Below are 13,934 nucleotides of genomic sequence, written 5' to 3' on the forward strand. Positions count from 1 at the left end.
CGCCATGGGCTTCTTGCGGCGCGTTTTCCTGACAGGCACGGTCTTGTGCACGGCGCTTTCTGCCGTGGCGCCCGCGCGTGGCGAGAACCTCGACGACCTTGCGCCCTACAAGATGATCCGCTCGCTGCAATATGTGCAGGACACGGTGGCGCTCGGCGACCATTCGGCGATGGAGATGCAGCGCTTCCTGCTGAGCACCATCGACGAGCGGCTGCGCACGGGAGAAGCCGCGCTCTTCGACGACCCGCGCAATGTGGATGCTGCGCTCGTCTATGCGATGAGCGGCGGCAATCCCGAGACGCTGGAAGTGCTCATCAGGAAGGATGTCGACGGGCATTTCGATTCCCGCCTGACCGACGCTCTGCGCAGTTACCTCAGCGGTCGCGGCACGCAGAGCGTCAAGTCGCTCGCGGAGATCTTCCCGGAATACAAGCACTCGCGTGTCGGCCCCTATCTGGCCCTCGTCTCGGCCAACTCGGTCATGCGCAAGGACCCGGCGCTGGCGCTCACCTATTTCGACTGGGCGCGGCTCGTCGCCCCCGGCACGATCGTCGAGGAGGCCGCGCTGCGCCGCTCGATCTACATCGCCAGCGAGGCGGGCTGGATCGACAAGAGCATGGTCTATGCCAACCGCTATGCGCGCCGCTACCTGCGCTCGCCCTATGCCAGCCAGTTCGCCGATCTCTTCGTCAAGCTGGCGGTCGACCACTACGGGGCCATCAAGGAAGATGATATCCTTGAACTCCTCTCCTTCATGGATGTGCCGCGCCGGCGCGAGGTCTATCTGCGCATGGCGCGCCTGGCCGCGATCTCTGGAAAGAACAAGCTCGCCTCGCTCGCCGCCGAGCGCGCCCAGGTGCTGTCCGGCGACGGGGAGAGCGTGCCGAAGGTATTGGCGGACCTTTATTCGGGCCTCGCCTCCGTTCCCTCCGGCGATGTGGCGGCGGCAATGGAATCGATCATCGCCATCCCCGATGACAAGCTCTCGGCGAAGGATCGCGCGCTGAAGGCCGCGGCCCGCGCCGTGGCCGAGGAGGTGCTGCGCGAACCGGCGGCGAAGGCGGAGGCGGACGTCGCCACGCCCATAGAGGCCGAGGACGCTGCCCGCGAAGGGTTGAGCGAAGCCGGGCTGGCCGACCGGGCGATGGATCCGCGGGCGGGCGGCGAGGAGACGCCGGTCGCCGCAATCGAGCCGGAACAGGAAAAGAAAGAGCAGCCAGAAAAGGCGGACATCGATCCGGCCTTCGATACATTCGTTTCGAGCGGCAGGTCCAAGCTCGACGAAATCGACGCGCTGTTGAAGGGAGAAGGCAGTTGAGCACCATCGGTAGCGGGGTTTTGGGCATCGTGCAGGGGCAGGCGCCGGGCAAGGGCAAGGCCGGCCACGGCCATGCCGCAGGCGCTTCGGAAGAGGGCGGTTTTGCCAATGCGATTGCCAGCCTTTCCGGACGGGAGGGCGATGGCGGGCGCAAGGGCGGACGGCTGTCCGTCTCCGGGACGGCCGGCCGCGGCCAGCGGGAAGGCGGCGAGGCTGAAGAGGGGCGGGTGAAGCTTGCGCGCCGCGAGGCCGCGGCGCTGGCCGGTGCCGCCGGCAAGGCCGGCGTCGCTACGCCCGAAGGGGACAACCGGCCCTTTGACGAAAAGGCGGCGGCCCTGCTGGAGGCCGCAGGCCGCCAAGGCCGCAAGACACAGGGCGAGACGCACGAGGGCAGGACCGTCGCGCGTGATGCCGACGAGGCGGCCGCGGACGACGGCGCCACGGCGGCGGACAGAACGCAGGAAGCCGCGCCGAAAGCGGGGACGGATGTCGGCAATCTCCTTGAGATGCTGGCGACGCCGAATGCCGTGCCGCTCGATGCGGCTGCGAAGGCCGGCGTGCCCGACGCAAAGCCGCAGGTCGGAGCCAAGGCATCGACCAAGGTCGATGCGCGCGCCGATGCCGCGGCCAGGGCCGATGGAACCCATATGGCCGACACCGCGGATGCCGGCGACGTGCCCCAGTCGGATGCCGACCAGCTCTTCCGGCTGATCCGCGCCGACGGCAAGGGGCGGGATCTCGACATGAGCCTTTCGGACAAGGGCGAGCGGGCGACGTTCCGCGATGCCAACCCGACCGGGCCGAAGGGCGAGACGGTGACCGTGGTCGATGCACGCCGCTACATCGGCCTTGCGCAGGCCGGCAATGCGGGGGCCGTGACGACGGCGATCACGCAGGATCCGCAATGGGCGGCCTCGCTCAGCGCCACCGGCGGGCTCAGCCATTCGGAAGCCGCGGCCACCGGCAAGGTCGTCAACACGCTGAAGATCCAGATGCACCCGATCGAGCTCGGTCTCGTGACGGCGACGCTGCGCCTGCACGGCGACGACCTCGTCGTCTCGCTGCAGGTGGAGACGGGCGAGGCCTATCGCCAGCTCACCGATGATCAGGACGCGATCGTGCGCGCGCTGCGCGGTCAGGGCTTTGCCGTCGACCAGGTCAGCGTCCAGCTCGCGCCGGCCGACAGGAGCGCGAATGCGCAGCAGGGCGACAGCCAGAGCCAGCAGCAACAGCAGCAGTTCTCGAACCAGCCGCAGGCCCGCGAGGGCGGCAATGGCCGTCAGGGCGGCGGAGAGGGCACGGGCAATTTTATACGCGAGGGAGCCTCTCATGAGGGCAACACGTCGGACACCGCTCCTGGCTTTGCTGGCGGCCAGCCTCAGCGCTCTGGCGGCGTCTATCTCTGACGCCGGAGCCTCCGTTGGCGCCTGCGAGCGGGAAATCCTCGCCGCCGCTGCGAAATACGACATCCCGGCGGGCATCCTCTATTCCGTCGGTCTCACCGAGACCGGCCGGAAGGGATCGCTCCAGCCCTATGCCATGAACATCGAGGGCAAGGCCTTCTTCGGCCGTGACAGGAAGGACGCCCTGCGGGCATTCGAGACGGCGAGGGCCCAGGGCGCCAAGCTGATCGACCTCGGCTGCATGCAGATCAATCATCACTTCCACGGCGACCAGTTCGCCTCGCCCGCGGAAATGTTCGACCCGCGCAAGAATGTCGAATATGCGGCATCCTTCCTGGCGCGCCTGCACGCCCGGCACGAGACCTGGACGATGGCCGTCGCACGTTATCACGCCGGCCCCAACAACGACCCGGCGCAGAAGCGCTACGTATGCCGGGTGATCGCGAACCTGGTCGCGACGGGCTATGGAAGCTGGACGGCGAACGCGAAACAGTTCTGCCGGTAATTCAACTAAAAGTTTAAACATCGACCCGATGGCGGCCTGTGCCGCAATGTGGCAGGAATACGCCCAGTTTTGGGACGGCAAGGCATGACGTTAACCTTTGTTAACTTTTCCACCGTAAAATTGTGGCGAAATTCGCCGAAAGCCACTATATGTAGATCAAATCGGCACGCAATTCTTAATCAACTGTTAATTCCACCCAGTCACTTTCTCTAGTTGCCGGTGATTCGCCCGATTCGTACCACTGCCTGAACGAGGCACCACACTGATTCGGAGGCGGACGAATGATCGTAGTGGTTGATGAGCGCGAGCTCGTTAAAGACGGCTATACTTCTCTTTTTGGTCGCGAGGGCGTGCCCTCGACGGGGTTCGATCCCCGTGAATTCGGCGAGTGGGTGAACACCGCGGCCGATTCGGACATCGATGCGGTCGAGGCTTTCCTGATCGGCCAGGGCCAGCTCTCCATGGAGCTGCCACGGGCGATCCGTGATCGCTCGCAGGCCCCCGTGATCGCGGTCAGCGACACGCCCTCCCTGGAAACCACCCTCGCCCTCTTCGACAGCGGCGTCGACGACGTCGTGCGCAAGCCGGTGCATCCCCGTGAGATCCTGGCCCGTGCGGCGGCCATCCGGCGCCGCCTGAAGGCGCTGTCCAACTACACCGATATCGGCCCGATCCGTGTCTTCTCCGATGGTCGCGACCCGGAAATCGCCGGTGACGTCTTCCCCCTGCCGCGCCGCGAGCGCCGCATTCTCGAATATTTGGTCGCCAACCGCGGCCGCCGGCTTTCCAAGACCCAGATCTTCAACGCGATCTACGGCATCTTCGACGAGGACGTCGAGGAGAACGTCGTCGAAAGCCACATCAGCAAGCTGCGCAAGAAGCTGCGCAAGAAGCTCGGTTTCGACCCGATCGATTCCAAGCGCTTCCTTGGCTACTGCATCGACTGGCAGGGCTGAGCCGATGGTGCCGGCTGGCGGGGAGGCGGACCCTGCCAGGCGGCTCGGCAGCCAGCTTCACGCAAGGCCCGTCCCATAGGGTCCTGAGTATGAGACGAACGGGGAAATGACATGAGCCTCTACGGTACGATGAGAACGGGTGTTTCCGGCATGAATGCGCAGGCGAATCGCCTGAGCACCGTTGCCGACAACATCGCCAACGCGAACACGACGGGCTACAAGAAGGCCTCCACCCAGTTCTCCTCGCTGATCCTGCCCACCACCGGCGGTTCCTACAATTCCGGCGGCGTGAACACGGATGTGCGCTATTCCATCTCCGCACAGGGCACCTTCACCTACACGACATCGGCGACGGACCTTGCCATCAACGGCAAGGGTTTCTTCATCGTCTCGGGCACGGACGGCCAGGAATACATGACCCGCGCCGGCGCCTTCACCGTCATGGACGACGGCTCGTTGCAGAATTCCTCCGGCTTCAAGCTGATGGGATACGAATATTCCTCCACCGAGGACCCGACGATCGTCGTCAACGGCTTCGATGGTCTCCAGGAGATCAACCTTGCCTCCGGCGCGCTCAATGCGACCGGCTCGACGGCAGGTGCGCTCGACGTCAACCTGCCGTCCAACGAAGTGGCGGGCTATTCGAAGTCGACCTCTCTCGTCGCCTATGACAGCCAGGGCAACACCCGGCTGATCGAATTCAATTACGTGAAGACGGGCGACAATGCCTGGACGGTCGAGGCGACCTACGAAGGCACCACAATCGCCGGCCCAGAGCCCATGACATTCGATGCGGAAGGCAAGCTGCTCACGCCCTCGCCGGCAAGCATTACCACGGCGGCCCAGCCCATCAACGGCGCCGAACTCAGCGCGCTTGAGATCAGCATCGGCGGTTCCAGCCAGCTCGCCTCCCCGTTTGACGTGTCCAACGGCAAGATCAACGGCAATGGCGCCAGCAAGGTCACCGGCTACGAGATCAGCGAGGATGGTGTCGTTTCGCTGAAATATGACAACGGGCAGCTGACGCCGAAATTCCGGATCGCGATGGCGTCCGTGCAGAGCCCGGACAACCTGAAGCCGCTGCCGGGCAACATCTATGCGCAGAGCAACGACTCGGGCGTCGTCGTCATGGGCTACGCCGGCACCAACGGTTATGGAGCGATCGTTTCCGGCGCGCTGGAGGACTCCAACGTCGACATCGCGGAAGAACTGACGAGCATGATCGAGTCGCAGCGCAACTACACGGCCAACTCGAAGGTCTTTCAGACCGGTTCCGAGCTGATGGAAGTCCTCGTCAATCTGAAGAGATAAGCCGGCATGACGCCGCGCGTGCATTCGAGAATTAGGTAGATCCGATGTCGCTTTCAGCAGCAATGAAGACTGCTCAGTCCAGTTTCTCCAACGTCGGCCTTCAATCGGCCGTCACGTCGAAGAACATTGCCAATGCAAGCAACCCGAACTACGCGCGCCGCGCCGCGATCCTCGCGACGGCTACCTCCGGTGCCACGGTGGTGGAAACGCAGCGTGCCCAGAACGAGGCCCTGCTGAAGCAGAACCTGCTCTCGATCTCCAAGTCGAGCGGCCAGGACACGCTCCTGGCCGGCCTGACGCAGATGAAGATGATGATGGGCGGCGAGGACTATGAGATCGCCCCCTCCACCTATCTGGCGAAGCTGCGCGACAATCTCCAGACTTTCGCCGACAAGCCGAGCGAGATCTCGCTCGCCGAAACGGTGGTGTCGGACGCGATCGACGTCGCCAATTCGCTGAACAGCACGTCGAATGCCCTGCAGAAGCTGAGGGCCGAGGCGGACGCCGACATCGACACGGCGGTGACGGAACTCAACCGCCTGCTCAGCGAATTCAAGACCTACAACGACAAGGTCCGCCTGGGCACGGCCGCCGGAACCGACGTCAACGACGCGCTCGACCAGCGCGACAAGCTGCTGACCGAGATTTCGGGGATCGTCGGCGTCACCGCGGTCAACCGCACACACAACGACCTGGCGCTCTACACCAGCGACGGCACGGTGCTGTTCGAGACCGTGCCGCGCACCGTCAGCTTCCAGCCCACGACCACCTTCACCGCTGCCGTCGACGGCAACCAGGTGCTCATCGACGGCGTGCCCGTCCAGGCAGGGGCCGGCGGCAACACCAGCGCGCAAGGCACGATCGCGGCCCTCCTGCAGATCCGCGACTACGTCGCGCCGACCTTCCAGAAGCAGCTCGACGAGGTCGCCCGCGGCGTCATCGAGGTGTTCTCCGAAGGCGGGGTCGAAGGCCTCTTTATCAGCAACGGCCTGCCCGCCGTCACGGATCCGGGCCTTGCCGCGGTCATCAGGGTCAACCCCGACGTCATATCGAGCGAAGGCGGCAGCCCGACGAAGCTGCGGGACGGGATCAACGCCGTCTACAACACGGGCAACAATGCCAGCTTCTCGGATCTTCTGAACGGCTATACGTCCGCCTTCGAGGCGCCGATGTCCTTCGACCCGGACGCATCCATCGAAACGACGACGACGCTCCTTTCCTTCTCGACCAGCTCGGTCGGCTGGCTGGAGGAGATCCGCAGGGCCGCGACGACGGCGGGCGACGACAAGGCCGCCCTGCTCGGGCGTACCCAGGAGGCCCTTCTCAACGTGACGGCCGTCAGCCTTGACGAGGAACTCGCCCTGCTGCTCGACCTCGAGCAGTCCTACAAGGCGTCGGCCAAGCTCGTGGCGGCGGTCGATGAAATGATCGCGGCCCTCCTTCAGGCGGCGGGGTAAGTTATGAAGACTTCTTTCGTTTCCAACATGTCCCTTCAAAATGCGATGCGGCTCACCGTGGCCAGCGCGCAGAAGGAGATGTTGCAGCTTCAGGAGGAAACGGTCACCGGCCGCCATGCGGATGTCGGCGCCGTGCTCGGCGCCAAGACGGCGCGCACGCTGAACCTGCACCGCGATCTCCAGCGCATGGAATCGCTGAAGAGCACAAACGCGCTGACGACGCAGCGCCTCGCCGCCTCGCAGGAGGCGCTCGGCCAGATGTCGACGGCGGCGAACGATGCGATGGGCGTGCTGATCGCGCTTTCCGGCATCACCTCGCAGGACCAGCTGGACCTCGCGAAGGAAAATCTCGGCAACGCGTTCTCGGCCTTCACCTCGGCCGCCAACACCTCGTTCAGCGGCGAATACCTCTTTGCCGGCATCAACACGGACGTAATGCCGCTCAAGGAATATTCCCAGGACCTGCCGCCGCCTGAACAGAATCCGAAGGACGTGTTCGACGATACGTTCTTTGCGCATTTCGGTTTTCAGAAGACGGACGCCGCGGTCTCCGACATCACGGCGTCGGACATGCAGGCCTTCGTCGAGAAGCTCGAAGCTGAATTTGTCGGCCCGACCTCGAGCTGGCAGACGAACTGGTCGAATGCGTCGGACGAGAACATGCAGAGCCGCATCAGCGCCGCGGAGACCGTCCAGAGCTCGACCAACACCAATGTGGACGGCATGCGCTACATGGCGCTTGGTCTCGTCCTGGGGCAGGAGCTGATGGCTCTCGGCATCAGCGAGCAGACCCGCAAGACGGTCAGCGACGCAGCGATCGACTATATGGGCCGGGCGATCTCCGGCATCGACGGCGAACGTTCCAAGCTCGGCATTTCCGAGGCCCGCGTCAGCCAGGCGAACACCTCGCTCAATGCCCAGGTCGCCATCCTGAGCACCAGCATCAAGGACATGGAAAGCATCGATACCTACGAGGCGGCGACCCGCGTCACCACGCTCGAATCGCAGCTTTCGCTCGCCTACACGCTCACGTCGAGGATCCAGAACCTGAGCCTATTGAACTACCTCTGATGAACCAGAGGGTACGGACACACATGAAGGATGTCTGAATGTACCAGTTTTCATATGCCGAGATCATGGAGGAAGGCGTCGCCGTCTCGAAGGATCGGGAACGGCAGGTCCTCGATCGGTCGATTGCGCTCCTGAAAGCGGCAATGGCCAGCGACGGCGGCAACCAGAGCCGGGAGGCGGTGGAGGCGATCTACTTCACCCGCCGCGTCTGGATCCGCTTCATCGAAGATCTCGGAGATCCGGAAAACCAGCTCGAGGCCGAGCTTCGGGCCAACCTCATCTCGATCGCCATTTGGATTCTCAAGGAAATCGAGAAGATCCGCAAACGCGAATCCTCGAATTTCCAGGGCATCATCGACATCACCACCATCATCAAGGATGGCATCAAATGAAAAGTACACTGCGTATATCGCTGAAGTCCGGTGAGCGCATCTTCGTCAACGGCGCAGTCCTGAGGGTCGACCGCAAGGTTGCGATCGAGTTCCTGAACGATGTCACGTTCCTTCTGGAAAACCACGTCCTGCAGCCCGAACAGGCCACGACGCCGCTTCGCCAGCTCTATTTCATCGCGCAGATGTCGCTGATCAATCCGGAGGGCGCCGAGCAGTCGGTCGCCATGTTCCGCAAGTCGGTCATCATGCTGCTCTCCTGCTTCAAGAACGAGGAGGTGCTCGCCGAGCTGAAGCGCGTCGACGCCCTCGTCACCCAGGGCCGTGCCTTCGAAGCGCTGAAGGCGATCCGCGCGCTCTATCCGATCGAGGATCGCATCCTCAACAACCAGGAAATGGCACCGGCCACGGTCGAACAGATCCGCAGGGAGATCGCCCCATGGTAACGCCCGTCGGCGCCGCGGGCGCCTCCCAGTCCTATGTGCCGACCGTCACCGGCGCCGAATCCACCACCGACGAGAAGTCGGCGACGATCAACTACGAGAGCTTCCTGAAGCTGCTCGTGGCGCAGATGAAGAACCAGGATCCGACCGAGCCGATGGACGCGACCCAGCAGATGGCGCAGCTTGCGACCTTCTCCCAGGTCGAGCAGACCATCAAGACGAACAAGAACCTGGAAAGCCTGTTGCAGCGCACCTCGCTGCAGGAAGCCAACTCCGTCATCGGCCGCACCGTCACCAGTGAGGACGGCAAGATTTCTGGCGTCGTCACGGACGTCACGCTATATAATGACGGTATCGTCGCGACGCTTGATTCGGGCAAGACGCTCGTCATCGGCCCCGGCGTGAAGGTCAGCGAAACCAAGGCGAGTGAAACCGAAACGTGAATGAGGCAGACGCCCTCGACATCGCGCAGGCCGCCATCTGGACAGTGGTGGTGGCCTCCGGCCCGGCCGTGCTTGCCGCAATGATCGTCGGCGTCGCCATTGCCTTCGTGCAGGCGCTGACCCAGGTGCAGGAAATGACCCTCACCTTCGTGCCGAAAATCCTCGCGATCTTCGTGACGATCGCTATATCGGCCCCCTTCATCGGCGCGCAGATCTCCATCTTCACCAATATCGTCTTCTCCCGAATAGAGAGCGGCTTCTAAGGCCGGCGTCTGGGGCGTGGTTCCTCGGGACGAGCCCGAGGATGACGACAGAAGGGATGTGGTTCGGTCGTTGGCGCCGTCCCGCATGCCGCACCATTTCGTGGTGCGGAGCCTCTCCTCCCCGTCATCCTCGGGCTCGTCCCGAGGATCCACAGTTCCCAAGCGCCCGAAGCCGCCGGAGCCCGCTGCCACCCTCGCGCAAGCTTCGCCGGGTAGGTCATGGGGTGAAATGGGCGACGCGTGTGACGCGCCGCCGCCTCTCATGAAGAGATGGGACGCATCCAGATGGCGCAAGTACCGGCAATAAACCTTCCGAAGGTCAGCCCCAGCGGCCGCGATATCGCATTCGCCGTGGGCATCCTGACGATCCTGTCGATCCTCTTCCTGCCGATCCCGGCCTTCATGATCGACATCGGGCTGGCGTTCTCTATCGCCTTCTCGGTGCTGATCCTGATGGTGGCGCTGTGGATCCAGCGCCCGCTCGACTTCTCGTCCTTCCCGACGGTCCTCCTCATCGCGACCATGGTGCGCCTCGCGCTCAACATCGCGACGACGCGCGTCATCCTCTCGCACGGCAATGAGGGGCACGACGCGGCGGGCGGCGTGATCGCCGGCTTTGCCAGCCTCGTCATGTCCGGCGACTTCGTCATCGGTATCATCGTCTTCATGATCCTCATCGTGGTGAACTTCATCGTCATCACCAAGGGTGCGACGCGTATCGCCGAAGTCGGCGCGCGCTTCACCCTCGATGCCATTCCCGGCAAGCAGATGTCGATCGACGCCGACCTTTCCGCCGGCCTCATCGACGAGAAGCAGGCGCAGCTGCGCCGCCGCGAGCTGGAGGAGGAGAGCTCGTTCTTCGGTTCGATGGACGGTGCCTCGAAATTCGTGCGCGGCGACGCCATTGCGGGTCTCATCATCACCGCCATCAATGTCTTCGGCGGCATCATCATCGGCTACTTCCGTCACGGCATGGAACTGGGCGAAGCCGCCGACGTCTTCGTGAAACTGTCGGTCGGCGACGGTCTCGTCTCGCAGATCCCGGCCCTCATCGTCTCGCTCGCCGCCGGCCTCATCGTCTCGCGCGGCGGAACCGCCGGTTCCACCGACCAGGCGGTCATCAACCAGCTCTCCGGCTATCCGCGTGCGCTCTTCGTCGCCGCCGGCCTGATGATCCTGCTCGCCATCATGCCGGGCCTGCCCTTCCTTCCGTTCATGGTGCTCGGCAGCGTCATGGCCTTCAGCGCCTGGATCATCCCGCGGCGCATCGCGGAGGAAAACCGCGTCAAGCGCGAGCTGGAGGCCCAGCAGGTCCAGCAGAGCCGCGACCAGGAGAAGGATTCGGTCAAGTCGGTACTCAAGACCGCAGAGATTGAGCTTCTCCTCGGCAAGCAGGTCTCCACCCGCCTTCTCGGCGCGCATCAGGAGCTTGCCTTCCGTGTCGGTAAGATGCGCAAGAAGTTCGCCGGGCAATACGGTTTCGTCGTGCCGGAAATCAAGGTTTCGGACGACATCTCCATTCCGGACAAGTCCTACCAGATCCGCATCCACGGCACGACGATCGCCTCCAACATCGTGCGTGTCGGCGAGGTTCTGGTCGTCACCGGCGGCGGGCGCAAGCCGAGCGTGCCGGGCGACGACATCCGCGAACCGGCCTTCGGCATGCCGGCGGTCTCGATCCTCGAAACCTTTGCGGACGACCTGCGCCGCGAGGGTTTCCACCCGATCGACAACGTCTCGGTGGTTCTCACGCACCTGTCCGAGGTCATCCGCAACAACCTGCCGCAGCTTCTGTCCTACAAGGACGTGAAGGCGCTCATCGAGCGGCTTGATCCGGAATACCGCAAGCTGGCCGACGAGATCTGCTCCTCGCACATGTCCTATTCCGGCCTCCAGGCCGTGCTGAAGCTGCTGCTTGCCGAGCGCGTCTCCATCCGCAACCTGCACCTCATCCTCGAAGCGGTCGCCGAACTCGCCCCGCATGTGCGCAAGACCGAGCAGATCGTCGAGCATGTGCGCATCCGCATGTCGCAGCAGATCTGCGGCGACCTGGCGGAGAACGGCGTGCTGCCGGTGCTGCGCCTCGGCAACAAGTGGGACATGGTCTTCCACCAGGCGCTCAAGCGCGACAGCAAGGGCGAAATCGTCGAATTCGACATCGATCCGCGCCAGCTCGAGGAGTTTTCCGAACAGGCGACCCGGGTTATCCGCGAGTTTCTCGATCGCGGCACGCCCTTTGTGCTGGTCACCTCGCCCGAATCCCGCTCTTATGTGCGCATGATCATCGAGCGCCTCTTCGCCACATTGCCGGTTCTCTCGCATGTCGAGCTCGCCAAGGGCATCGAGATCAAGATCCTCGGCTCCATTTCATGATCGCGGACCCGCAGGGCACGGTGCTGGCGTTGTTCGCCGCCTTCTGCCGTGTCGGCGGGTGCTTCATGTTGCTGCCGGGCTTTTCGTCCGCGCGCCTGACGATCCAGATCCGTCTGTTCCTGGCGGTGGCGATCTCCATGGCGGTGCTGCCGATCCTGTGGGATACGATCTATCCGCGCACCTCCGGCACGCTCGACAGCTATCTCACGCTCATCGTCTTCGAGACGCTGACCGGCGCCGTCATCGGCCTCATCGCCCGCTACTACGTGCTCGGCCTGCAATTCGCCGGCACGGTGCTGACGATGATGATGGGCTTCAACGCGCCGCCGACGCCCGACGTGCTGGAAGACACGGCGGAGAACCAGCTGACGAACCTTCTCTCCTTCGCCGGCCTGCTGGTGCTCTTCATGCTGGATTTCCACCATGTCGTGATGCGGGCGCTGGTCGAATCCTACAATGTCATGCCGATCGGCGCGGGCTTCAACCCGCAGGGTGCCCTGATCACGCTCACCGACACGCTGAGCCAGACCTTCATGATCATGCTGAGGCTCGCGAGCCCCTTCATCCTCTACGGCCTGGTCTTCAACGTCTCCGTCGGCCTCATCAACAAGCTGGCGCCGCAGATCCCCATCTACTTCGTCTCGCTGCCTTTCATCATCATGGGCGGGCTGCTCCTGCTCTATTTCGGCGTCTCCTCGCTGCTTGAGATCTTTGCGGCCGGCTTCACTCCGGTCTTCCGGGGGGAGTAGCGATGGCGCAAAACCGTTCCGACAAGCTGAAGCGCCTCGTCAGCGTGCAGCGCCATCTGGAGAAGATGGCGGAGCTCGACCTTGCCAACACCACGCGCCAGCGGGAGGAGATCGCCGAGACGATGGAGGTCGTCGCCGGCGCGATCAACTCGCTCGATCCGATCCACCGCAGTTTTTCGCGGCACTATTCCGGCCAGTACAGCAAGTTGCAGCAGCAGGACCAGATGCTGGCCAACGTGCAGCAGATGCACGAGATGCGCGTGGTGCGCGAGCGCACCAAGGGCGACCGCATGGAGGAGCACCGCAAGGAAGCCCGCAGTGCCGAGGAGCGCGAGGCGGCCGACAATTCGATCTACGACCTCATCGACCAGCACATTGCCTACAAGGGCACTGAAGAATAGGCGCTGATGGAATAAGCCGCTGTAACGAAAGGCGATTTACCGCGGCCTTATCAAGCTTGCGTCAAAGTGGAGTGCCTATGCGCCCGCCTCGCGCCCTCGTCATCCGCCACCAGCCTCCCGTAAGGTTGAGCAGCGATAGTCGCGTCAGGACGATGACGAGGTTTGTCGAAGCAGCCGCAAGCGCGGCGCGGATGGATCCGATGTCCTGAAAGGTCAGAGGCCGGCGAACCGCCATGAGGACGGGTTCGGCCACGAGGATCACCTGAAAGGCTCAAGGACGTGGCAATTTCTCCCCCCAGCGACCTGGTGCTCGATGTCGTGCGCGCCGCCGACCCGGCCCAGGTTCAGGAAGCGCAGGCCAGGCTGAAATCGAACAGGGCCGCCTTCGAGGCGACGAGCCTTGCCGAGGCCGGCGCCGGTTTCCAGGCCACCGTCGGCAGCATTCTCAACCGCGATTCGGCCGGAGCCCATGCGGCGCAGGGCGTTTCCGCCGCCGGCGGCAAGGCCGTGCCGGAACATCTGCGCAAGTTCGAATCGATGGTGCTGCAGAACTTCGTGAAGTCGATGATGCCGACCGAGAGCGAAGAGATCTACGGCAAGGGCACGGCCGGCGAGATGTGGCGCGGCATGATGGCCGACCAGCTCGGCGAAGCGCTCGCCAAGGGCGGCGGCATCGGCCTTGCCGAGAGCCTCGCCAAGAGCAGCGGCATCGGCGCGGCCTCGCCGGAGAAGGACAAGAACACCGACCGTGTCGCAACCGGCATGGTGCACGCCCTGCAGCGGCAAGCCTTTGCCGACCTGACGCCGGGCATCAAGGAACACGAGACGAAGATCTAAGCGGAGAACAACAAA

At 63.8% G+C, this 13,934-nt stretch carries 15 protein-coding genes; all 15 read left to right on the top strand.

Annotated elements, in window-relative coordinates:
- Positions 1-4 precede the first annotated feature (4 nt).
- The 15 genes from motC (at position 5) to AABF56_RS22860 (ending at position 13,919) form a co-directional block, all read left to right on the top strand.
- On the top strand, positions 5-1,318 hold the full coding sequence (gene motC, locus AABF56_RS22790) for a chemotaxis protein MotC (RefSeq protein WP_443021083.1): 1,314 nt from the start codon (positions 5-7) through the stop codon (positions 1,316-1,318).
- Positions 1,315-2,724 carry a flagellar hook-length control protein FliK gene (gene fliK / locus AABF56_RS22795; protein WP_272804420.1) on the top strand — a complete coding sequence of 470 codons (1,410 nt, stop codon included), beginning with the start codon at positions 1,315-1,317 and terminating at the stop codon, positions 2,722-2,724. Before motC ends, fliK begins: the two co-directional genes overlap by 4 nt.
- Positions 2,648-3,226, top strand: a complete 579-nt coding sequence (locus tag AABF56_RS22800; RefSeq protein ID WP_272804421.1) for a transglycosylase SLT domain-containing protein — start codon at positions 2,648-2,650, stop codon at positions 3,224-3,226. The genes fliK and AABF56_RS22800 overlap by 77 nt, the downstream gene beginning before the upstream one ends.
- Before the next feature lie 281 nt (positions 3,227-3,507).
- Positions 3,508-4,182: a transcriptional activator Rem gene (gene rem, locus AABF56_RS22805; protein WP_244767547.1), complete on the top strand. Its 675-nt coding sequence runs from the start codon at positions 3,508-3,510 to the stop codon at positions 4,180-4,182.
- 111 nt (positions 4,183-4,293) lie between these two features.
- The gene (locus tag AABF56_RS22810; protein WP_272804422.1) at positions 4,294-5,493 is read left to right on the top strand and encodes a flagellar hook protein FlgE; all 1,200 of its coding nucleotides are present in this window, start codon (positions 4,294-4,296) and stop codon (positions 5,491-5,493) included.
- Between the two features lie 44 nt (positions 5,494-5,537).
- Complete coding sequence (flgK, locus tag AABF56_RS22815; protein ID WP_244767549.1) at positions 5,538-6,950, top strand: flagellar hook-associated protein FlgK; 1,413 nt, start codon at positions 5,538-5,540, stop codon at positions 6,948-6,950.
- A gap of 3 nt (positions 6,951-6,953) precedes the next feature.
- Positions 6,954-8,021: a flagellar hook-associated family protein gene (locus AABF56_RS22820; protein ID WP_244767550.1), complete on the top strand. Its 1,068-nt coding sequence runs from the start codon at positions 6,954-6,956 to the stop codon at positions 8,019-8,021.
- Between the two features lie 38 nt (positions 8,022-8,059).
- Positions 8,060-8,413, top strand: a complete 354-nt coding sequence (flaF, locus tag AABF56_RS22825; protein WP_244767551.1) for a flagellar biosynthesis regulator FlaF — start codon at positions 8,060-8,062, stop codon at positions 8,411-8,413.
- Positions 8,410-8,856 carry a flagellar biosynthesis repressor FlbT gene (gene flbT, locus AABF56_RS22830; RefSeq protein WP_272804423.1) on the top strand — a complete coding sequence of 149 codons (447 nt, stop codon included), beginning with the start codon at positions 8,410-8,412 and terminating at the stop codon, positions 8,854-8,856. Before flaF ends, flbT begins: the two co-directional genes overlap by 4 nt.
- Positions 8,850-9,296 (top strand): flagellar hook assembly protein FlgD, encoded by a 447-nt coding sequence (gene flgD, locus AABF56_RS22835; protein ID WP_244767553.1) that lies wholly within the window; start codon positions 8,850-8,852, stop codon positions 9,294-9,296. Before flbT ends, flgD begins: the two co-directional genes overlap by 7 nt.
- Positions 9,293-9,559 (top strand): flagellar biosynthesis protein FliQ, encoded by a 267-nt coding sequence (gene fliQ / locus AABF56_RS22840; protein WP_244767554.1) that lies wholly within the window; start codon positions 9,293-9,295, stop codon positions 9,557-9,559. Before flgD ends, fliQ begins: the two co-directional genes overlap by 4 nt.
- 285 nt (positions 9,560-9,844) lie before the next feature.
- The gene (gene flhA / locus AABF56_RS22845; protein WP_272804424.1) at positions 9,845-11,932 is read left to right on the top strand and encodes a flagellar biosynthesis protein FlhA; all 2,088 of its coding nucleotides are present in this window, start codon (positions 9,845-9,847) and stop codon (positions 11,930-11,932) included.
- Positions 11,929-12,681, top strand: coding sequence for a flagellar biosynthetic protein FliR (gene fliR, locus AABF56_RS22850; RefSeq protein WP_244767556.1), 753 nt, complete (start codon positions 11,929-11,931; stop codon positions 12,679-12,681). The genes flhA and fliR overlap by 4 nt, the downstream gene beginning before the upstream one ends.
- A gap of 2 nt (positions 12,682-12,683) precedes the next feature.
- On the top strand, positions 12,684-13,082 hold the full coding sequence (locus tag AABF56_RS22855; protein WP_272804425.1) for a hypothetical protein: 399 nt from the start codon (positions 12,684-12,686) through the stop codon (positions 13,080-13,082).
- A 279-nt stretch (positions 13,083-13,361) separates the two neighbouring features.
- Positions 13,362-13,919 carry a rod-binding protein gene (locus AABF56_RS22860; RefSeq protein ID WP_272804426.1) on the top strand — a complete coding sequence of 186 codons (558 nt, stop codon included), beginning with the start codon at positions 13,362-13,364 and terminating at the stop codon, positions 13,917-13,919.
- Positions 13,920-13,934 lie beyond the last annotated feature (15 nt).

Source organism: Shinella sp. WSC3-e (assembly GCF_945994535.1).
In the GTDB taxonomy this organism is placed as follows: Bacteria; Pseudomonadota; Alphaproteobacteria; order Rhizobiales; family Rhizobiaceae; genus Shinella; species Shinella yambaruensis.